Here is a 20,831-nt window from a genome sequence, read left to right as displayed (position 1 = left end):
AATCCGCTATCCTCACGGCTTTGCGTTCAGGCACACCGCTCATGCGTTGGTTGTTCGTCCCCCTGCTGTCCCTGCTGCTCAGCGCCTGGTCCCATGCGGACCAGCGACAGACGGTCGAGGCCTACCAGTTGGCGAACGGCATGGGCGTGCTGTTCAAGCCCACCGGCGAGAAGGGCCACGTGTCGATCCGCCTGATCGTCGGCGTCGGCTTCAGCGATTTCAGTTGCCGCGACCGGCAGCTGCCGCACCTGATGGAACACCTGTTCTTCAGTGGCCTGGACGGCGGCGACGAGGCCGACCTGGAAGCGCGGATGCAGGCCCTGGGCGGTCAGTGGAACGCCTATACCAGCGAGGGTGATACCGCCTTCGTCGTCGAATCCCCCGCCGCCACCCAACGCCAGGTGCTGGACCTGCTGCTGGAAATCATCACCCGCACCCAGCTCGACCAGCGCAAGATCGCCTCCGCCAAGCAGGTGCTGGTGCGCGAGGACGGCGGCCACTATTCGCACCTGCAGCGCTGGCTGGATCACCAGAACGTCAGCCGCGCCGGGCAGGAACAGCTGGCCGTGGAGCTGGGGCTGTCCTGCGATGAGCGCGCGCCTGTGGATAACCTCACCCAGGCCCAGCTGGAGCAGTTGCGCAAGGACTGGTACGTCCCCGGCAACATGACCCTGATCATCGTCGGCGACCTCGACCCGCGCCTTCCGGTCTACCTGGGACGCACCTATGGCGCTCTCGTCGATCACGACACGCCGGAGCGCCGCGACCTGCCGCAGATGAAGAAAGGCGCCGAGCGCCAGCGAAACCTGACCACCGGGTTGTTCGGCGAGAGCGCTGTCCTGCACTGGATATTCCCCGAGCCCGAGGATGCCGACGGCGCCACGCTGGACCTGCTGCAGGCCTACCTGAACGATGCGCTCTACACCGAGCTGCGCGTACGCCGCGAGCTGTCGTACGGTCCCTGGAGCGAACGCACCGCCTGGGCCAACCAGGGCTTCATGAGCCTCAACGCGAATGTCGAGCGGGATGAGCAGGAGGTGGCGCAAAAGGCCCTGAGGGAGCTGGTGGAGAAGATCCGCCACGACGGCCTCGACCCTCAGCGCTTCGCCCGCATCCAGCGCGTGGCGCGGGCTCAACTGGCCTGGAGCACGCCGGGCAATTCGACACTGGCGGATTACTACTGGGGCGCACTGGCGGACTTCGACGACGGCAAGTTCCCGGACGAGGACAAGCGCCTGGCGAAGGTCAGCCTGGCCCACGCCAACGACGTGGCGAAGCAGTTGTTCAAGGACGAGGGTTATCTGCGCATCGAGAAGCCGCTGCTGGATGACGATATGGTCTATCCGCTGGCGGCGCTGGGCGCGGTGTTGCTGGCAGTGCTACTGGGCCTGGCGCTGTGGCGCCGACGGGGCTGAAACCCCGTCGGATTGCCTTCAGACTTCAGAGTGCGAGGCGGCGAATGACCTGGCAGGAATCGTCCGGGTCGACCTGCGCGCGGAAGCCCAGTTCGCGGGCCATGTCACGCATGTCGCGGTCCATGGACGAGTCGATCGAGTACATCTGGTGGAAACCGTTGCGCTTGGCCACGTCGATCAGGTGGCGCATCAGCGCCAGACCAAGACCCAGTTGCTTGAACTCGTCGGCGACGGTCACCGCGCATTCGCACTGCTGGTTATCCACAGCCGCGTAGCGACTGATGCCGACTTCGCGCAGTTCACCATCCACATGGGTCAGGGCGATGAAGGCCATGGTGGTCTGGTAGTCGACGTCCATGAGGCGATCGAGCAACTTGTCGTCGATCTTCACTTCGCCATGGAAGCGGAACTTGCGGGTCATGGGGGACAGGCGTTCGAGGAACAGGCGCTCGCGCTCGCGATCTTCCACGCGCAACGGGCGGATCAGCACATGGCTGCCGTCGTCGAGGGTTTCTATCCAGTGATCGGCGCCAACAGCCCCGAGGGCTGCGAGCTCGGCGGTGGTGTGGGTCATCATGACGCGTTCTCCGCTGGCGAAGAGGGATTGGGATGACCCTATCCTTCTCCTGCAAGTGCCGGTCGAGCCTGACTTATGTCAATGCTGCCCGGAAGCGTGCTGGGGCAGAACGTCGCAGCCTTCCAGACGAATCTTTCGCCAGAAAATTCCCAAGCACTCCAGCTAGGCGCCCGCGCGCCCACAGGATCAGTACTCTCGGCGTCCGGCTCCGGGCAATCCATTTTGTCTGCCCACCCGTCCCGCGGATTCGCTCCGATTGCGGCGCAGTCCCAGGTCATCAGCCGACGAACCCTGGCACCTGCCAACGTCTCAATCGCCTCCCTGCGCAGATAGCCGCGCCCGGAAAACCCCACCCGATGCCCCTTTTACGCCCCTCGCTCGCAAATACGACCTTTGCCTGGCTGACAGGCTTCATTCTTCCCTTCGGCTGGTTCTGCCTGCTGACAGGAATGTTCTGGACCTCCGATCGTACCTACTACCACAAGCTCTATTACTTGCTGGTCGCGCTTCCCACCTTCGTCGCCCTGCTGTGTCGTCCGCAGTCCGTGCTCGACCTGCTGCGCAATCCGCTGGTGCAGTGTTTCCTCGCGTTCTCCGCCTACATGATGCTGTCGCTGCAATGGAGCGACACAGACAACTCGGTCGCAGGGATCATCAAGCGCCCGCTGTACATCTTTCTGCTGTTTTCCCTCTGTGCGCTGCTCACACAACGCTCCTCCGACGCTCTGACAAGGTCCACGCAACTGGCCGCCCTGGCCAGCAGCCTGTGCGCTCTCGGCTCGCTGCTATGGTTCTTGCACAGCAACTACAACCTGCTCCAGCAGGGCATCCCGGAGGTCCGCCTGGCAGGGTACGGCGCACTCTACAACCCGCTGCTGACCTCCCATGTCTATGGTTTTTTCACAGCGTGGTGGCTGGCCAGCTGGCTCTCCGATCAACGTAGGCTTCCGCTGATTCCGATCACCTCGGTCTTGATCCTGTCGATGCTGATCCTGGCCACCGGATCGCGGACACCCCTGGTCGGGCTGGCCGTCACCCTGCTCTGGCTGACCCTGCTCGATGTCAATCGAAAGAGCCTGCTGTTGCTGGCCTGCGTGGCCTGCGCAAGCGCAGCGGTGTTCTGCATTCATCCCGAAACGTTGCTGCAGCGAGGCTATTCCTACCGCCCGCAGATCTGGAGCGAGGCCCTACGGCAATTCCAGGAATCGCCCTGGTTCGGCCACGGTCTGGAGCATCCGATCCGCATCAAGCTTGAAGACATTCCCGATGCGTTCGCCGAACCTCACAACATCCAGTTGGCTGTCCTCATCTGCGGCGGCCTGGCGGGCTGGGCGCTATGGACGCTGATGTACGGCGTGGCACTGGCCTACTGCATTCGCGAGCGCCAATGCGCCAGGGTCCGCGGAGTTTCAGCCTTGCTGGTGTTCGGCCTCACAGCTGGCATGACCGAGGGGGGCTCCTTCATCTCGCGACCGAAAGAGCACTGGTTCCTAATCTGGATACCCCTGGCGATGCTGGCTGGCTTGTGGATTGCCCGCCAGAGCAAGGCGATCAGCGGGAAAACTTCAGGCGCAGCAGCGCCCGGATCGCCTTCGAATTCCAGGCCTGCAGAGGCAGCTTCGCCAGCAGCTCGCGCGCCAGTGCCTTGTCCCGGCGAGCGCACTTGAGGGCCATGGATCGCAGGAAACGCAGGCGTACCGTTTCGTACGCCGGATGGTCTGCAAACTGAGCATAGGTCTGCAGAATATTCTGAGTCATGAAGCGGTAGTTCAGGTACGTGTTATCGCCATGCACCCGGTAAAGGGCGAGGACTTCATCCAGCACATCGATGAAGTAACCCGCCCGGGTGATACGCAACTCGATCAGCAGATCCTCCAGGCGTATGGCGGGATCGAAGCCTCCCACCCGCTCCAGCGCCTCGCGGCGGAACAACAGCGTAGGCGCAGGTGCGCCCTTTTTGCGATCGAGGAAGACATCCTCGAAGTCCAGACGCCGGTTTCCATGGCACTGTGCCTGTCCTCTATTCGCGCCCTGAGCGTCGATCTCCTGGATGCCGCCGGCGCAGATGCCGACGTCGGGCTTGTCCGCCAGATAGGCGACCTGGGCCGCGATACGCCCGGGCAGCATGACGTCGTCCGACCCGAACGGGGCGATCAGGCCTCCCCGGGCCCTGGCGATGGCGGCGTTGAGCGTCCGCGACAACCCCTGGTTGGCCTGCACCTGAAAATCGAATCCGTGGAGAGCCTGCAGCCGGCGGACTCGCTGCACACTGTCATCGCTCGAACCATCGTCAACGACCAACAACTCAATATGGGGGTAAGTCTGCGCCAGGACGCTCGCGATGGAAGCCTCTATGTAGGGTCCGTGGTTGTATGAGGCGATGATCACACTGACCAGAGGTTCGTTCATCGGGGATTCTTCGGTCATATCGGTCTCAGAACTGCTCTGCGTATCAGGCTGCGCCACCAGGAGGAACGGATGACCGCAGGTTTGAACGGGCGGGGATCCATCAGCAGTTTTGCCATGCAGGCGGCCATGTGGGCGTAGCTGTACCGGGCTTCTGTCCAGGCCCGGCCCTGATCGGCGATGTCCGCAGCCCAGCGCGGGTCGCCGCGCAAGCGCGAAAGGTGATCCCGCAGTTCGGCGAGGCTCGAATACAGCAGCAAGTGACGCCCGTGCTCCAGGCCGAGTCGTTGCTCTTCCTGACCCTGGCGCCAGGCCAGCAAAACGCAGCCGCAGGCCATGGCCTCGAAATTCTTCGCCATGTACTCGCCCAGGCCGACGTCGGCGCTGATGAAGAAGCGGATGCGGTTCAGGGCGGCGCGGTAGTCTGCGCCGGGCTCGGTCCGCAACATCTGCAGGTGCTCCTCTGCAGCCAGTGCCGCGAGCAGCTCCTGCCGACCGCTGTAGACCTTGCTGGAGGTCCGGCCGATGAAGCCGAGCTCGATATCTCGTTCGCCGGCCTGAAAATACACCTGCTGCGAGTCGTACCCCTTCGGCAACCAGTGCGCATCGAATCCTTCCTCGCCCAGTCGCTCGGCGATCCGGGCACCGGTCACCACCACCTGAGCGTTTGGCACGCGCCGATAAAGCTGGCTGAATGCACCGTGCCAGCGGGAGTTGGCCAGGTAGTTCTGACAGGCGTCCTCGTCGTAGATCAGTAAGCCCGGCAGCCGACGCAACGTCCGCCATTGGCGATGCACCTGGCGGAAAGGCAGGTCAAGCAGAACGCGTGAGTAACGATCGAGATCGATCACTCGCAGGGTCCGGCGCAGATTCGATTGCTGTGCCTTGTCCAGCCGGTGGATATCGAGTTCCAGCAGGCTGCCCAGCGAGCGATAGAACCCCGTCAGATCAGGCAGCCTCTTCTCGGCGGTCAGCACCAGGACCGGCATCAGCATGCCAGCCAGAGACGCAGGGCCTTTTTCAGGTATGTCAGGCGTAATGCCTGGCGAAGATCCTGGCTCAAAGCCCGCCGGTAATAGCCACGGGCCGCGTCGCGCTTGCCGGCCAGGCAGGCGCTGCGGAACAGCGACAGACTTCGCTGGGCGCAATAGCGGGAACGCAGATCGAGGCAACTCTCCGGCAACCCCATAAACACTTCGTCCACCAGTTGCAGGTCCATTTCCTGGTCGGCGGCCAGTTGATGGCGCAGGCTGCCCGGGTGTTTGTGTATGCGCGCCAGCGCGAACGGGAGACTGGCGACCTGCCCATGGGCCAGCAGGTAAGCGAAGACGGGAACGTCCTCGTTGCAGCGGAAATGCTCCGGATACCACCGGGTCTGCAGCATCCTGCGACTGGCGACCATGTAACCGTGGCCGATGGCGATACGCTTGAACAGCAGATAGTCCTTCAGCCGTTGCCGCGGCTGCCTCGCCAGGCTGCCGGGCATGAAGCGCTTCTCGCGGCCGTCGGGATCGCACTTGATGTTGCCGCCCAACAGCAGGTCCAGCGAGGGACGTGCTGCCAGGATATCGAGGACGGTCGCCACGGCGTTGGGTAACAGTTCATCGTCGGCATCAAGGAACAGCACATGCCTGCCGCGGCAGGTCCGCAACCCGTGATTGCGCGCCGACGCCGCACCGGCGTTAGCCTGCTGAAGCACGATCAGGGACGGCCCATAGAGCGTTTGGGCTTCGCGCAACAGGGCCGGCGTGTCATCGCTGGAGCCGTCATCCACGACGATGAGTTCAACCCGCAGGTCGGCTTGACTCATCACCGATGCCAGGGCGCGCGGCAACAACCGGGCGTAGTTATAGGCAGGAATAATCACACTCAGCAGCAGGCTATCCGCAGGCATCCGCTCACTGACCGTCGACCTGCCCTGGCGGCGCAGGGAGGGTGAGGCGCCATGAGCAGCAGGCAGAAATTCCTTGTGAAGATGGCTGATAGGCATCCCGAATCGACCTCGAAAAGACGAAAGCCGGCCCGTCAGGAAGCGGCGCCGGCAAAGAAGTCGGAAAGCTATCACGCAGAATCCGGCTATCCCGGCGCGCAGGAACGTTTCAGGACATTCACACCCTATTCTTGGAATTTTCTACCTTATTTGACCGACGATAACCTCATTTCCCCGCTCGATTGGATCAAGTGCTGGACGATTCCAGAGCGGCGAATCCCTGCCTTGTTCTAGCGGCCCCTTTGCGGAACAGCACCAGCGTGGCGAGCAGGCCGAGGGCCGCCGCGCCACTGAGCCAGATACCCGGCGCAGCCTTGTTGTCCAGGGTGTGGATAAGCCAGGTGCAGACCGCCGGGGTGAAGCCGCCGAAGGTCGCTGTCGCCAGGCTGTAGGCCAGGGAGAAGCCAGTGGTGCGCACGTCCGCCGGCATGATCTCGGTGAGCGCGACGACCATCGCGCCGTTGTAGCTGCCATAGAGGAAGGACAGCCACAGCTCCACTTCCAGCAGGCGCGCGAAGCTCGGCTCGGCCACCAGCCAGGACAGCATCGGGTAGGCGGTGGCCAGCGCCAGCACGGTGGCGGCCAGCAGTAGCGGCTTGCGCCCGATACGATCGGATACCGCGCCCATCAGCGGCAACCAGATGAAGTTGGACAGGCCCACGCACATGGTCACCAGCAGGCTGTCGAAGTCCGACAGGTGCAGTTCGTTCTTGCCGAAGGTCGGGGTGTAGGCGGTGATGAGGTAGAAGGACACGGTGGTCATCACCACCATGGCGGTGCCGGCCAGCACCAGGCCGAAGTTCTGGCCGATGGAGCGCAGCACCTGGCTCAGGGTCGGACGATGCTTGCGCTGCTGGAACTCGGGAGTTTCCTCCAGCGAGCGGCGGATGATGAACAGCGCCGGGACGATCAGGCAGCCGACGAAGAAGGGCACGCGCCAGCCCCATTCGCCCATGTCCTGCGGGCTCAGCCAGTGGTTGAGGATCACTCCCAGCAGGCCGGCGAAGACCACGGCGACCTGTTGGCTCGCCGACTGCCAGCTGACGAAGAAGCCGCGCTTGCCGGGGGGGGCTATTTCCGCCAGGTACACCGACACGCCGCCCAGCTCGACGCCCGCGGAGAAGCCCTGCAGCAGCCGGCCGAACAGCACCAGCAGCGGCGCCGCCACTCCGAGCGTGGCATAGCCCGGGACGAAGGCAATCAGCAGGGTGCCCATGGCCATGAGGCCGAGGGTGATGATCAGACCCTGGCGGCGACCGTGGCGGTCGATATAGGCGCCGAGGAAGATGGCGCCGAGCGGGCGCATCAGGAAGCCGGCGCCGAAGGTCGCCAGCGACAGCATCAGGGAGGCGAAGGGGTCATCGCCGGGGAAGAAGGTCTTGGCAATGGCGGTGGCATAGAAGCCATACACCATGAAGTCATACATCTCGAGGAAGTTGCCACTCACCACACGGAAGACGGCTTTGGCTTTGGAGTTGTTCGAGGCCATAAGAACATCACTCAGGGCTGTTACACGGGGGACTTCCCGGCAGGGAAATCGATGATCCCCATCCGCGGCAGGCAGGCACTGGATGGGCGATTGATTTGTAACCCTATGTGTAAAAGCCTCGGCTCGACAATCAGAAAATGGCTGAAAGGCCCATATTTACTGAGATTGAAAGATTGGCGAAAGCTTCGTGCCCGTTCGTCGGAAGATTGTGTTTAGCGATAGAGCTCTCATTCATCTGAATATATTAAAATCAACAGAGAAGTTACTTGACCCTTTACATATTTAACTTCCTACGCAATTAACTGTAGGAAGTTTTCATTATTCAAGATAATTACCGATGAAATATCGCAAGTAAGAATCTTATTTTTATATAAGAAATTTCCTGGATTAGAAGTTAGCTTTCCCACAAAAAAGGAGAGCTTTCACATGAAGAATCTGTGGGGAATTTTGTTGCTGTGTTCCCTCGCCGGCTGCAACGGCTGGGTCTCACCGGAAACCGATGGCCGCCTGACGGAGCGCTACTTCACTGTCCTCTCCGGACCACCGATTCCGGGCTTCATCGTCGCCTCGGCGGTGCAATGGAATGCCGATTACGCCGTGACCGCCGCTCATACGCCTTTCCTGCGCAACCAGGCCTATCGCTGCAGCACCGGCTGCGACCTGCTGTTCATCGCGCACAAGGCTGACGGTGCCCTGCCGCAATGGCGCCAGTTCCGCGCAGGCGAGGTGGTCACGGCGCTGGGCAGCAGTTCTTTGCTGATTCCGATGAGCAGCAGGGGCAAGGTCTGGCCGGTGCCCTTCGTCGATGACGGTTCCGCCAGCGGCGAACGCTACGGCGTGCACGACGCGGCTATTGCGAAGGGCATGTCCGGCGGGCCGCTGATCGGCAGTGACGGCAGCGTGCTGGGGATCAACATCGGCTTCCAGGCAGGCTTCCGGCCGCCGGCGAACCGACCGGAGCTGGCCGGTATGTCACGCCTGAGCGTATTCGTGCCCTATAGCGTGATCCAGCGCGAGTGGTTGCTGTTCCAGGCCCAGTCGATGCGCAAGGCCGCTCAGGCTCTTCAAGCGAAGAACCAGTAACAGACACCGATGGACGCCAGCACGCCGGACAGGTCCGCCAGCAGCGCGCAACCCACGGCGTGTCGGGCACGCTGGATGCCGACAGCACCGAAGTACACGGCAAGCACGTAGAAGGTGGTCTCGGTACTGCCCTGCACGGTAGCGGCTACCAGCGCCGGGAAGCTGTCCACGCCATGGGATTGCATGGTCTCCAGCAGCATCGCCCGCGCGGCGCTGCCGGAGAACGGCTTGACCAGTGCGGTGGGCAGCGCATCGACAAAGCGGGTGTCCCAGCCCACGCCTTCGACTACCCAGCGGATGCCGTCCAGTGCCATCTCCAGCGCACCGGAGGCGCGCAGCACGCCGACCGCGCAAAGCATCGCGACCAGGTACGGCAGCAGGCTCTTGGCAACGTCGAAGCCTTCCTTCGCGCCTTCGACGAAGGTTTCGTACACCGGCACCTTCTTCAGCCAGCCGACGATGAGGAACAGCATGATGATGCCGAACAGCGTCAGGTTGCCCAGCAACGAGGACAACTGCGCCAGCGCGGCGGAGGACAGTCCCGCCAACAGTGCCATGAAGGCGCCCAGCGCCAGCGCACCGGGAATCAGGTACGCCAGCACCACCGGGTCCCACAGGCGCAGGCGCTGCATCACCGCCACGCTGAGCAGGCCGACCAGCGTGGAGGCGCTGGTGGCCAGCAGGATCGGCAGGAATACCAGAGTCGGGTCCACCGCGCCTTGCTGGGCGCGGTACATGAAGATGGTCACCGGCAGCAGGGTCAGCGACGAGGCGTTGAGCACCAGAAAGAGGATCTGCGCGTTGCTTGCGGTAGTGCTGCTGGGGTTGAGTTCCTGCAGCGCCTTCATCGCCTTCAGGCCGATGGGCGTAGCGGCATTGTCCAGGCCCAGGCCGTTCGCGGCGAAGTTCAGGGTGATCAGGCCGATGACCGGGTGGCCAGCGGGCACTTCCGGCATCAGGCGGCGGAACAGCGGGCCGAGCAGCACCGCGAGTTTCTCCACCAGCCCGGCCTTCTCGGCGATGCGCAGGAAGCCCAGCCACAGCGTCAGGGTGCCGAACAGCAGCACCATGACCTCTACCGACAGCTTGGCCATGGCGAACAGGCTTTCCACCATGGCGGCGAACACGGTGGCCTCGCCCCCCAGCAGCCAGCGGGAAAGCGCGGTGACCGCCGCGACGATGAAAAAGCCCAGCCACAGGCCGTTGAGCATGCGATGTCCCCCTTGGAATGGCCGCGATGATAGCGGCACGGGCCAGTCCTACGCCAGAAACGACAAGGCCCCGGACGAAACCGGGGCCTTGTGGCTAACCCTTTCAGGTCAATGCATGGCCGGGCTTTCTTTGCTGTCGGAACCTTCCCCTTCAAGGAATTGTTCGACACGACCGTTGCGCATGGCTTCCCAGTAGCGGGCACCCTTCTGCGCGTCGTACACGCCTTCCCACTTGGAGATCACCAGGACCGCGAGGGCATTGCCGATCACGTTCAGCGCGGTGCGCGCCATGTCCATGATGCGGTCGACGCCGGCAATGAAGGCCAGACCCTCCAGCGGAATGCCCACGCTGCCCAGGGTCGCCAGCAGCACCACGAAGGAAACGCCCGGCACGCCGGCGATGCCCTTGGAGGTGACCATCAGGGTCAGCACCAGCATCAGTTGCTGGCCGATGGACAGGTCGATGCCATAGAGCTGGGCGATGAAGATCGCCGCGATGCTCTGGTACAGGGTCGAGCCATCGAGGTTGAACGAGTAGCCGGTGGGCACCACGAAGCTGCTCACCGCCTTGGGTGCGCCGTAGGCTTCCATCTTCTCGATGATGCGCGGCAGCACGGTCTCGGAGCTGGCGGTTGAGTAGGCCAGGACCAGTTCGTCCTTGAAGATGCGCATCAGCTTGATGATCGAGAAGCCGAACAGGCGTGCGGCCAGGCCCAGCACCATGAAGGCGAAGAAGGCGATGGCGAAGTACACCAGGACCACCAGCTTGGCCAGCGGCAGCAGCGAGGCGAAGCCGAAGTTGGCGACCGTCACCGCGATCAGCGCGAACACGCCGATGGGGGCGTAGCGCATGATCATGTGGGTGACCCGGAACATGGCCTCGGCCACGCCCTGGAACATCTTCACCAGCGGCTCGCGAGTCGGCGCCGGCAGCGAGGACAGGCCCAGACCGAACATCACCGAGAAGAAGATGATCGGCAGCATCTCGCCACGGGCCATCGCCGCGAAGATGTTCGACGGGATCAGGTTGAGGATGGTCTCGATGAACGCGTGGTGGTGTTCGACTTCCTTGGCAGTCTGCGCGTACTGGGAGATATCCACAGTGCCCAGGGTGCTCATGTCGATACCTGCACCGGGCTGGAAGATGTTCGCCAGCAGCAGGCCGACTACGATGGCAACCGTGGTGATGATTTCGAAATAGATGATGGTCTTCAGGCCGATACGGCCGAGTTTCTTCGCATCACCCATGCCGGCGATGCCGACGATGAGCGAGGAAATCACGATCGGTACGACGATCATCTTGATCAGGCGGATGAAGATGTCGCCCGCCGGCTGGAGGATATTGCTGATCCACCAGGCTTTTTCCGCGCTGAAGTGATTGAGCGCGGCGCCCAGTGCGATTCCGAGTACCAGGCCGATGAGGATCTGCCAGGCGAGGCTGAGCTTGGCTTTGCCCATAGTGAGTCACCCTTGATTCTTGTGGAAGTCGGGGTCGCCGAACCATCGGGATGCCGACGGCCAGCGAAAAAAGGGGCGCATGATTCCGACCCACCCTTTCCCCGTCTAATGCCGGAAACGCCTACCCCATGCACAATCGGCATAGGAAAAGGCATCTGAAACCTTGGTTCCAGGTCGCGAGACCCTTGATTTTCTGCATGACACAGGTTCCTCAACGCCTGTCACGCAGCGCTCTTCAAAGCCGTCTAGGCTTGGTGCAAAACGGCCATCAATGGCCCGGATTGATCGGTCAGGAAGGTCGGGACGTTCACGTCTCGGCTTCTTGTTACCGGATGTACGGTCGCCGTCCGGGGACCGTCAGGGATGGCCGAGGGCGAGCAAAGGGCCCTTCGACTGCAAGGCTGGCGGGAATGCGGGCGCTCCTGTGGATAAGTCGCCGGATTCCGCTCTTCATTGTGGCGGTGGCTGGTTCCCGGAAAGTCGGGTAAATCGACCGACGGGAATCGGCGAGTGATTGTAGGACGTTTCCACAGCACTCCGAATTGACCGACATCAGTGAAGTTCAACCGGCTTCGAGCGTGCGTGCGGATACCCTGCCGCCACGACCGCGACAGCCGGGCAGCAACGGGTTGTTGAATGTGTGGTGAAAGCACAACGCGGTGACACTCTGGATAAGGACGCTCTATGACGCGACGCTACGTAGTACCCACCCTGCTTTTCACTGGCGCCCTGGCGCTGGCCGGCTGCTCCAGCCAGAAACCGGACGCCTCGCAATACTCGGGCTTCCTCGGCGACTACTCGCAACTCAAACCCGCCACCTCCCCCAGTGGCCAGCCGGTGCTGCGCTGGGTCGATCCGGACCTGAAGCTGCAGAACTACAGCTCGGTACTGGTCGAGCGGCCGGTCTACTACCCGCCGCCCAAGCCGAACGAGAACATCGACCAGAAGACCCTCAACGAAATCCCCGATTACCTGAAGAAGCAGGTCGAGCTGCAGCTGGGCAGCCGCTACCGCATCGTCCAACAGGCTGATCGCGACACCCTGGTGCTGCGCACGGCGATCACCGGGGTGAACATCTCCACCGAAGGCCTGAAAGCCTATGAGGTGATCCCGATCGCCCTGGTGGTTGCCGCGACGACCACGGCGATTGGCACCCGCGACCAGGACACCGAGGTCTACGTGGAATTCGAGGCTCTGGATGGCGCGACCAGCAAACCGGTCGCCAAGGTAGTGCGCAAGGGCGCTGGCAAGACGCTGGAGAACACCAGCACTCACCTGAATCTGACGGACCTGAAACCGGTACTCGATGGCTGGGCGCGCGACGCGGCCAACTTCAAGCCGTGATCCGCTGCTGCATAGCCGCTTCTGTATGTCTGCATGAAAGCCGCAATTTGAAATGAAGCGCTCCGGAGCCGACGCGAGAATCCCGCGTCGGTTCCGGAGGCTTTGCCTGGCCCGGCCCGCTGATGCGGAGGTACCCCCTGTACCCCTGGGTCATTCAGGACCTGACGCATCCCGAACATCCCGGCCCCCTGGCCGTGCGTACGCCTTCTGGGTACGCGTATCTCAGCAACTCTCTGCTGGTACGGTCAGTACCAGTTCGGATCACTCTTGAGCTGGTCGTCGAGGATCCGTTTCACCGAATCGTCCGGCTCACCCAGCCAGCGGAAACTGGCGTGCTTGCTCGGAGACTTGTCCGCCGGAAGGTTCTCGGGAACCTTCACGTAAAGCGCGTAGGCTTTGTCTTTGTCCCAGGTAAAGGCCACGTACAGCCGGTGGGCGGCGCAGTTGTGCGCTTCGCACAGCTCGCCGACCAGGTACTTGTCGCCCTGCTCGTCCACCGCCTGCATCGGCGTCGCGGTGCCACTGAGGTTCATCACCCAGTCCGGCAGGCGGCTCTCGTCCTTGACCACCGATTGCCAGGTGTCGCGGTACTGCGGGTCACTGGCCACCAGCTCGTTCAGGCGGTACTGCGCGTCCTTGTCCGCCTCGGCGGCCAGGGCCTGGGCCCCGGCGCCGAGCAGAACAGCCGACAGCAGCAGATTGCGGGTAAAGCTCATCGCTACGCTCCTTGTTCAACTTCCACCGGGCCGCGGCGTCAGCCCCGGCGACGGCCCATGACGAAGGACACGATGAACAGCACCAGGAAGATCACGAACAGGATCTTGGCGATGCTGGTCGCGGCGCCGGCGATGCCACCGAAGCCCAGGACCGCGGCGATGATGGCGATGATCAGGAATGTCAGTGCCCAGCTAAGCATGGGGTATCTCCTCTTCTCGTTGTCGGTACGGCACCGCTTCGGGTACCTGCTCCGGAGTCATCGCAAGGCAGTCTCCGGAAGGTGTGTCCGCCCGGGCGCTTCCGGGCACTGCGGACCTGTCGGGCAAGCCAGTGGCCTGCCAGCGATTCAGAAAGCCGTTGATTCAGAAACAGGGACTCAGAACACCCAGCCACCCTGCGGGCGAACCATCGGCTGGACCTGAGCCTGGGTTTGCTCCTGCGGCGCTTGCAGCACCTGGGCCTGATTGCGAGCGGGGGCGACCTGTGGATAACGCGAAGCTTCGCGATACAAATCGGGGGTGCTGGAGGCGGCCGGAACGTAGGCGACCGGTGCGCTGGCGGCCTGGGCCCGGGAAACCTGCATCTGCAACTGCACCTGGTTGACCAGCAACAGCAGGAGGGCACCGGCGAAGAAGATCCGGCTCCACACATCGATACGCGCGACTTGCACTTGGCTGTTGGTTTCGCTGTTCATCCCGCATCTCCTGCCCGTCGCCGATCTGTCTGTCGAACCTTGAGGCTGTTTCCTTGGCCTTTCCGGTTCTCGTCGTCGCGGGTGGTTTTGTTGACTGTCTTGCAGTAGGAATTGCACGCCGCATGCCAGTCTGCAGAATCTTTATTTTTCCTTTTAAATCAATCAGTTAAATATGGTACCAAAGTGCCTTTCTACCGCATCCTGCACGATGGGTCGGGATGGGTCGTGCGATTTGCAATCCCGACACCGGAGCGCCTCCCTGCGCTCGTGTGAACCGCATCACTTCAGCGAGTGCTTCAGCTCGCTCATCTGGTCATGGCAAGCCCGTACCTTGGGCAGTTCGGCGCGCAGCAGCGCCTGGGTTTCCGGCGTGCCTTTCTCCAGAGCGTCCTCGAAGGCATGGAGGATGCGATCCTCGGCTTCCTCCAGCTGGGCGACATAGGTGGCGCCTTCATCGCTGGCCAAGGTCGCGCGGGTGTCGGCATAGACCTGACGCAGCTTGCCCAGCAGCGTGCCGCCGGTGGCGGGGTCTTCGTGGTTGGCGGCAACCTTGCCGGCCAGTGCGTTGATCACGTCGGTCTTGGCCTGCGCCATGGACTGGAACAGCCGCTGCAACCGGGCATCCTTCACTTCCTGGATGGCGTGCTGGTAGAAGCGCTGGCCGTCGCGGGTAATCTCGATGAGTTCATTGAGCTGACTGGTCGTGCGTGTCATGACAGGTACTCCTGCAAAGGAAGGGTGGAAGAGTCAGGCAGCCTGGCCGGCCACCTTCAGCGCAGTGGCGTCCACCTCACGCACACCACGGGTCTTGCGGGCGGAATCGATCAATTGCTGGCGCTCGTCGGCATTGGGCACCTGACCACTCAGGCTCACCACGCCGTCGCGGGTGGAAACGCCGATGGACAGCCCCTGCAGCGCATGAGCGGAGAGGATGCCGGCCTTGATCTGGCTGGTGATCCAGGCATCGCTCACGGCGGCCTGAGCATCACCGACTGACTTCTCGAATGTCTGCGTGGAGGCCGCGTCCGGGTCGACCTTCAGACGGTTATCCACAGCGCTGACGCCTTCGGTCTGCGCCGCCAGGTGAGCGGCCTTCTGGCTGGCCTCCTCGCTGACAACCGTGCCTTCGAGGGTGACTGCACCGGACTTGCTGGTGACCTTGATATCCAGGCCTGCGCTGCGTTTCTCCAGCAGCAGCTTGGATTTCACCTTCGCCGCCAGCGTGGCGTCGTCCCACTTCTGCACCACGCCTTCGTCCTTGGTGGCGTCGGCCTTTTGTGCGTCGGCCAGGGAAGCGTCGACGCCCAGCTGGTTATCCACAGCGGTGATGCCTTCGACGCTGCCGGCGATCTGCCCGGCCAGCGCCTTCTGTTCTTCGCTGGCCACGCCGCCGGTCAGCTGCGCGCGGCCGTTCTCCACATCCACCTTGATCGCGTAGGGCTTGAGTTCGCGGTTGAGGTTGATGGCCGTCCAGATCGAACCTTCCTGGCGTGCTTCGGCCAGTTGCGCGGTCAGCCCGGCCTCGGCGGCGTGGCTGGCCAGCGGCTGCAGGGCGAGCAGCGCGGAACCCAGGGCGAGGACAAGGATCTTCGGGTTAGGCATGGCAGGTCTCCGTCAAACGATGGTGCAGCATTGGATTCGCAAGCGCCGTGCCAGTGCGATTTGTGGATAAAATTCTTGTAATTCAATGTGTTGAATGGTCTGTGCATAACCCGGACTGTGCACCCTGCCCGAGGGACCCGAAAGATTCTTGCAACTTGCACGAAAATCCCTGGACTAAGAAAAATCACACCCCTTACAACAACGAATCACACAACGAGGAAATCGCTGAATGGACGCAACGCCTGAACAGCAAGGCCGGATCCTGCTGGTCGATGACGAGTCCGCCATCCTGCGCTCGTTCCGCTACTGCCTGGAGGACGAGGGGTACAGCGTGGCTACCGCCAACAGCGCGCAGCAGGCCGAGAACCTGTTGCAGCGCCAGGTGTTCGACCTGTGCTTCCTCGACCTGCGGCTGGGCGATGACAACGGCCTGGATGTGCTGGCGCAGATGCGCGTGCAAGCGCCCTGGATGCGCGTGGTGATAGTCACCGCGCATTCGGCCGTGGACACCGCAGTCGATGCCATGCAGGCCGGCGCCGCCGATTACCTGGTGAAGCCCTGCAGCCCCGACCAGCTGCGCCTGGCCGCCGCCAAGCAGCTGGAAGTGCGCCAGCTCACCGCTCGCATCGAGGCACTGGAAGGCGAGATGCGCAAACAAGGCGATGTGCTCGAATCCCACAGCCCGGCCATGGCCGCCGTGCTGGAGACGGCTCGGCAGGTGGCCGCCACCGACGCCAACATCCTCATCCTCGGCGAATCCGGCTCCGGCAAGGGTGAGCTGGCGCGGGCCATCCACGGCTGGAGCAAGCGGGCGAAGAAGTCCTGCGTGACCATCAACTGCCCTTCCCTCTCCGCCGAACTGATGGAGAGCGAACTGTTCGGCCACAGCCGAGGCGCCTTCACCGGCGCAACCGAAAACACCCTCGGGCGCATCAGCCAGGCGGATGGTGGCACGCTGTTCCTCGACGAAATCGGCGATTTTCCCCTCATCCTGCAGCCGAAATTGCTGCGATTCATTCAGGACAAGGAATACGAGCGGATCGGCGATCCGGTGACCCGCAACGCCGATGTACGCATCCTCGCAGCCACCAACCGTGATCTCGCCGGCATGGTCGCCCAAGGCACTTTCCGTGAAGACCTGCTCTACCGTCTGAACGTCATCGTGTTGAATCTGCCGCCACTGCGCGAACGCGCCGAGGACATCATCGGCCTTGCCGAGCGCTTCCTTGCGCGCTTCGTGAAGGACTATGGTCGCCCTGCTCGCGGCTTCACCGATGAGGCCCGCGCACTGCTTCGCCGCTACAACTGGCCGGGAAATGTGCGGGAGCTGCGCAATGTTATCGAGCGCGCAAGCATCATCTGCAATCTTGACCTTATCGGTATCGAACAGCTTTCTATCGGCGAACAGACCACCAGCTCGGCGCCGCGTATCGGCGAGGCCATGAGCCTGGAAGAACTGGAGAAAGCCCACATCGCCGCCGTCATGGCCTCCAGCGCGACTCTCGACCAGGCCGCGAAAACCCTGGGAATCGACGCTTCCACCCTCTATCGCAAGCGCAAGCAGTACAGCCTGTGAACCTGCCGATCCCGATGACGCTGCGCACGAGACTCTTCCTGAGTATCTCGGCGCTGATCACGGTAGCGCTGCTGGGCCTGCTGCTCGGGCTGTTCAGCGTGGTGCTGACCGGCCGCGAGCAGGCCCAGCTGATCCAGCGCAACTTCGACGCCATCGAGGTCAGCCAGCGCCTGCGCCAGGCGCTGGGCGATGAACTGGTGCAGGTACTCAGCGCGCGGCCCAGCCCGGAACGCCTGGAGCAGGCCCGCACGCACTTCTCCCAGGCGCTCGAGCAGGGGCGGGCTCTGGCGCGTACCAGCAGTGAGCGTCAGGCCATGACGGAAATCGCCGATGCTCACCGGCTGTTCATCGAGGCAACCGACACGCCCGGTCCGGGGCGCCCGGAACTGCTGGAGGACAGCGACCTCAGCCGTACCCTCGACGTTCTGCGCAATCGCCTGCTGGCGTTGCACCAGGGGGCGATGGAGAACATCAGCGCCGACGAACGCTCGGCACGCGACCGCACGCTGCTGGTCAGCGGCCTGCTCGGGCTCATCGGCATCGCCATCCTGGTGGTCGGCTTCATCACTGCCCACAGCATTGCCCGCCGCTTCGGCGCGCCGATCGAGACGCTGGCCAAGGCCGCAGACAAGATCGGCCAGGGTGATTTCGACGTCACCCTGCCGGTTTCCGGCGTCTCCGAGATGTCGTCCCTGAGTCGCCGCTTCGGCCTGATGGCCGAAGCCCTGCGGCTTTACCGCGCGAGCAATACCGAGGCGCTGGGTTCGGGCCGCAAGCGCCTGCTGGCGGTACTCGACAGCATCGACGACGGCCTGGTGATCCTCGACCGTCACGGCCGCATCGAGCACGCCAATCCGGTGGCCACGCGCCAGCTGTTTTCCCACAGCGATCCACAGGCTCAGGAACTGGGCACGATGCTCAACAACCCGGCGCTGACCCAGGCCGTGCAGCGTGTCCTGAGCGGCAACCTGCTGGAGGAAACCCCGCAGGACCTGGTGGTGGAGGTAAGCGGCGAGAGTCGGCTGCTGACCTGGGGCATGTCGCCGGTCACCCACGACGACGGACGCAACATCGGCGCGGTGATGGTGGTGCGCGACGTCACCGAGCAGCGCGCCTTCGAGCGCGTGCGCAACGACTTCGTACTGCGTGCTTCCCACGAGCTGCGCACGCCCATGACGGGCATGCACATGGCCTTCGGACTGCTCGCCGAGCGCCTGAAGTTTCCCGAGGAATCCCGCGAACGCGACCTGGTGCGCACCGTGGACGAGGAGATGCACCGCCTGGTGCGGCTGATCAACGATCTGCTGAATTTCTCGCGCTACCAGAGCGGCACCCAGAAGCTCGAGCTGCAGCTTTGCGATGTCGGCGACCTGCTGCGCCAGGCTCACCAACGCTTCATCGGGCCGGCCGGAGACAAGCGAATCGAGCTCGATCTGGAGATCGCCGAGGATCTGCCTGCCATCAATATCGACCGCACGCAGATCGAGCGAGTGCTGGACAACCTGATCGGCAACGCCCTGCGCCATACACCCGATGGCGGCACCATTCGCCTGCAGGCGCGCTGCCAGGAAGAGCGCGTGGCGATTGCGGTGGAGGACAGCGGCGACGGCATCCCGCTGAGCCAGCAAGGACGCATCTTCGAACCCTTCGTGCAGGTGGGCCGCAAGAAAGGCGGCGTCGGACTTGGCCTGGCGCTATGCCGGGAAATCGTGCAACTGCACGGCGGGCGCATCGCCCTGCGTTCGCAACAGGGCAAGGGCTCGCGCTTCTACCTGCTGCTGCCGGTTTAAGAGGTCGGTACCGCCAGCAACAGCGCGGCGGTTTCCAGGTCCGGCTCACCGTCGAAGCGCTCCGGGCGGAAGCGCATCTGGAACGCCGCGATCACATTGCGGGTTTCCTCATCCATCACCCCATCGAGCGGCACCGCGTAACCGTGGCGCGCCAGCTGCTGCTGGAACCAGCCAGGAGCCGGCAGCTGGCCGTTCAGCTCGGTCAGGCGGCGTGCCAGCTCGCCCGGCTTAGGCCAGGGGATCAGGCCGGCGTCGGCGAGCTTCTTCCAGGGGAATAGCGGACCGGGGTCGACCTTGCGCTGCGGGGCGATGTCGCTGTGGCCAAGGATATGTTCCGGGGTGATGCCCTGGCGCTTGGTGATATCCCGCAGCAGGGCAATCAGTGCATCGATCTGCGCATCCGGGTAGGGATACCAGATCTTCCCGCTCGGGGTATCACGGTAGCCGGGGTTCACCAGCTCGATGCCGATGGAGGTGGAATTAAGCCAGGTACGCCCCTGCCATTCGCTGGCGCCGGCGTGCCAGGCGCGGCGGTTCTCGTCCACCAGTTGGTAGATGGTCGCCGGGTTGTCACCGATCAGGTAGTGCGCGCTCACCTCACCGTGAGTCAGCAGCGCCAGCGAGCGCGGCAGATCGGCCGAGGTGTAGTGGACGATGACGTACTGGATGCGGCTGTCCTGGTTCTTCGACACATGCTCGCGATCGATCTGCAGGCCCTTGTCGGCGCAGCCGGCAAGCAGTGTGGTGAGCAAGGCGAAGGTCAGGACACGCAGGATCATGGCGGTTCTCAGGAGGAGAGCATCAGGCAGCGATGTGCAGGAAGCTGCGCACGTTCTGCAGGAGCATGTTCACGCTGAGCATGATCAGCAGCATGCCGGCCAGGCGCTCCACGGCCATCAGCCCGCGCGGGCCGAGGAAGCGCTGGAGGAACGCCGCCTGCATCAGGATGAAGGCAGTCGCAGCCCAAGCGAGGATCACCGCAAGATACAGCTCCCACAACGGACCAGTGTAGGTGCTGCGCAGGGTGATCAGCATCGCCAGCGCAGAGGGCCCGGCCACAGCCGGAGTGGCCAGCGGCACGAACAGCGGCTCGTTGTCCGGCATGTCGCCCAGCACGCCCTGGGGGGTGGGGAAGATCAGGCGCATGGCGACCACGAAGAGGATGATGCCCCCGGCGATGCCGGTGGCTTCCTTGGACAGACCCAACCCGGTGAGGATGTGTTCGCCCAGGGTGAGGAACAGCAGCAGCAGGCCCAGGGCGAACAGCAGCTCGCGCAGTGCCACTTTCAGACGGCGTTCGGCGGGGACGGACTTGAGGGCGGCGAGGAATACCGCGATGTTGCCGAACGGGTCGGTGATCAGAAAGATCAGGATGGCGACGCCAAGCATGACCGGGAAAACTCCAGCGAGAACGAGGCACCCCGCGGTTTGCGGGATGGCCTGTGAATAACGGAATGAGCCAATCATCCTGTGGATAAC

The 20,831-nt window shown here is 63.3% G+C and carries 20 protein-coding genes; 6 read left to right on the top strand and 14 right to left on the bottom strand.

Translation table 11 applies throughout. The annotated features are described in order from the left end of the window. The first annotated feature begins 41 nt into the window (after nucleotides 1-41). Complete coding sequence (locus tag IB256_RS17430; RefSeq protein WP_192294437.1) at nucleotides 42-1,415, top strand: M16 family metallopeptidase; 1,374 nt, start codon at nucleotides 42-44, stop codon at nucleotides 1,413-1,415. A gap of 25 nt (nucleotides 1,416-1,440) precedes the next feature. Here the strand turns inward: IB256_RS17430 and IB256_RS17425 are convergent, their stop codons facing one another. Then, nucleotides 1,441-1,992, bottom strand: coding sequence for a GNAT family N-acetyltransferase (locus tag IB256_RS17425; RefSeq protein WP_192403427.1), 552 nt, complete (start codon nucleotides 1,990-1,992; stop codon nucleotides 1,441-1,443). 356 nt (nucleotides 1,993-2,348) lie between these two features. On the opposite strand from IB256_RS17425, the gene IB256_RS17420 reads away from it, so the two are divergent. Continuing rightward, complete coding sequence (locus tag IB256_RS17420) at nucleotides 2,349-3,659, top strand: O-antigen ligase family protein (protein WP_192403425.1); 1,311 nt, start codon at nucleotides 2,349-2,351, stop codon at nucleotides 3,657-3,659. Here the strand turns inward: IB256_RS17420 and IB256_RS17415 are convergent. From IB256_RS17415 to IB256_RS17400, 4 genes are all read right to left on the bottom strand, one after another. Beyond that, a complete protein-coding gene (locus tag IB256_RS17415; protein ID WP_285887787.1) occupies nucleotides 3,544-4,401 on the bottom strand; it encodes a glycosyltransferase in 858 nt (285 codons plus the stop codon). The genes IB256_RS17420 and IB256_RS17415 overlap by 116 nt on opposite strands. 14 nt (nucleotides 4,402-4,415) lie before the next feature. After that, complete coding sequence (locus tag IB256_RS17410; RefSeq protein ID WP_192403421.1) at nucleotides 4,416-5,387, bottom strand: glycosyltransferase; 972 nt, start codon at nucleotides 5,385-5,387, stop codon at nucleotides 4,416-4,418. Continuing rightward, the gene (locus IB256_RS17405) at nucleotides 5,387-6,388 is read right to left on the bottom strand and encodes a glycosyltransferase family 2 protein (RefSeq protein WP_225601788.1); all 1,002 of its coding nucleotides are present in this window, start codon (nucleotides 6,386-6,388) and stop codon (nucleotides 5,387-5,389) included. The genes IB256_RS17410 and IB256_RS17405 overlap by 1 nt, the downstream gene beginning before the upstream one ends. A 187-nt stretch (nucleotides 6,389-6,575) precedes the next feature. Further along, nucleotides 6,576-7,877 carry an MFS transporter gene (locus IB256_RS17400; protein ID WP_192294430.1) on the bottom strand — a complete coding sequence of 434 codons (1,302 nt, stop codon included), beginning with the start codon at nucleotides 7,875-7,877 and terminating at the stop codon, nucleotides 6,576-6,578. A gap of 426 nt (nucleotides 7,878-8,303) precedes the next feature. On the opposite strand from IB256_RS17400, the gene IB256_RS17395 reads away from it, so the two are divergent. Then, entirely contained in the window at nucleotides 8,304-8,960 is a 657-nt protein-coding gene (locus tag IB256_RS17395; RefSeq protein WP_192294428.1) for a S1C family serine protease, read from the top strand. On the opposite strand, the gene IB256_RS17390 is transcribed toward IB256_RS17395, so the two are convergent. Beyond that, nucleotides 8,942-10,171 carry a nucleoside recognition domain-containing protein gene (locus tag IB256_RS17390; protein WP_192294426.1) on the bottom strand — a complete coding sequence of 410 codons (1,230 nt, stop codon included), beginning with the start codon at nucleotides 10,169-10,171 and terminating at the stop codon, nucleotides 8,942-8,944. The two genes, IB256_RS17395 and IB256_RS17390, sit on opposite strands and share 19 nt — an antisense overlap. A 108-nt stretch (nucleotides 10,172-10,279) precedes the next feature. Continuing rightward, nucleotides 10,280-11,629 (bottom strand): glutamate/aspartate:proton symporter GltP, encoded by a 1,350-nt coding sequence (gene gltP / locus IB256_RS17385; protein ID WP_081519004.1) that lies wholly within the window; start codon nucleotides 11,627-11,629, stop codon nucleotides 10,280-10,282. A 684-nt stretch (nucleotides 11,630-12,313) separates the two neighbouring features. On the opposite strand from gltP, the gene IB256_RS17380 reads away from it, so the two are divergent. Then, nucleotides 12,314-12,973, top strand: a complete 660-nt coding sequence (locus IB256_RS17380; RefSeq protein ID WP_081519003.1) for a DUF3313 domain-containing protein — start codon at nucleotides 12,314-12,316, stop codon at nucleotides 12,971-12,973. A gap of 245 nt (nucleotides 12,974-13,218) precedes the next feature. Here IB256_RS17380 and IB256_RS17375 read toward each other — a convergent pair whose 3' ends face one another. The 5 genes from IB256_RS17375 to IB256_RS17355 all read right to left on the bottom strand — a co-directional run bounded on the left by IB256_RS17375 (nucleotide 13,219) and on the right by IB256_RS17355 (nucleotide 15,986). Next, nucleotides 13,219-13,689 (bottom strand): inhibitor of vertebrate lysozyme family protein, encoded by a 471-nt coding sequence (locus tag IB256_RS17375; protein ID WP_138213472.1) that lies wholly within the window; start codon nucleotides 13,687-13,689, stop codon nucleotides 13,219-13,221. A gap of 38 nt (nucleotides 13,690-13,727) precedes the next feature. Then, nucleotides 13,728-13,889 (bottom strand): DUF1328 domain-containing protein, encoded by a 162-nt coding sequence (locus tag IB256_RS17370; RefSeq protein WP_081519001.1) that lies wholly within the window; start codon nucleotides 13,887-13,889, stop codon nucleotides 13,728-13,730. Nucleotides 13,890-14,066: 177 nt separating this feature from the next. Continuing rightward, nucleotides 14,067-14,384 carry a hypothetical protein gene (locus tag IB256_RS17365; protein WP_192294424.1) on the bottom strand — a complete coding sequence of 106 codons (318 nt, stop codon included), beginning with the start codon at nucleotides 14,382-14,384 and terminating at the stop codon, nucleotides 14,067-14,069. A 279-nt stretch (nucleotides 14,385-14,663) separates the two neighbouring features. Further along, nucleotides 14,664-15,098 (bottom strand): ferritin-like domain-containing protein, encoded by a 435-nt coding sequence (locus IB256_RS17360; RefSeq protein ID WP_192294422.1) that lies wholly within the window; start codon nucleotides 15,096-15,098, stop codon nucleotides 14,664-14,666. Between the two features lie 33 nt (nucleotides 15,099-15,131). Next, nucleotides 15,132-15,986, bottom strand: coding sequence for a BON domain-containing protein (locus IB256_RS17355; RefSeq protein ID WP_192294420.1), 855 nt, complete (start codon nucleotides 15,984-15,986; stop codon nucleotides 15,132-15,134). 229 nt (nucleotides 15,987-16,215) lie between these two features. Here IB256_RS17355 and algB point away from each other — a divergent pair, with 229 nt between their 5' ends. Continuing rightward, the gene (gene algB, locus IB256_RS17350) at nucleotides 16,216-17,562 is read left to right on the top strand and encodes a sigma-54-dependent response regulator transcription factor AlgB (protein WP_192294418.1); all 1,347 of its coding nucleotides are present in this window, start codon (nucleotides 16,216-16,218) and stop codon (nucleotides 17,560-17,562) included. A gap of 2 nt (nucleotides 17,563-17,564) precedes the next feature. Then, entirely contained in the window at nucleotides 17,565-19,352 is a 1,788-nt protein-coding gene (locus tag IB256_RS17345) for a KinB sensor domain-containing domain (RefSeq protein ID WP_225601833.1), read from the top strand. Here the strand turns inward: IB256_RS17345 and IB256_RS17340 are convergent. Then, nucleotides 19,349-20,131 carry an N-acetylmuramoyl-L-alanine amidase gene (locus IB256_RS17340; protein WP_081518996.1) on the bottom strand — a complete coding sequence of 261 codons (783 nt, stop codon included), beginning with the start codon at nucleotides 20,129-20,131 and terminating at the stop codon, nucleotides 19,349-19,351. The two genes, IB256_RS17345 and IB256_RS17340, sit on opposite strands and share 4 nt — an antisense overlap. Nucleotides 20,132-20,153: 22 nt before the next feature. After that, nucleotides 20,154-20,741, bottom strand: coding sequence for a MarC family protein (locus IB256_RS17335; RefSeq protein WP_017518835.1), 588 nt, complete (start codon nucleotides 20,739-20,741; stop codon nucleotides 20,154-20,156). Nucleotides 20,742-20,831 lie beyond the last annotated feature (90 nt).

This window comes from Pseudomonas sp. PDM17, assembly GCF_014851985.1.
GTDB lineage: Bacteria > Pseudomonadota > Gammaproteobacteria > Pseudomonadales > Pseudomonadaceae > Pseudomonas.
This window is presented reverse-complemented; position numbering and strand designations above follow the sequence as displayed.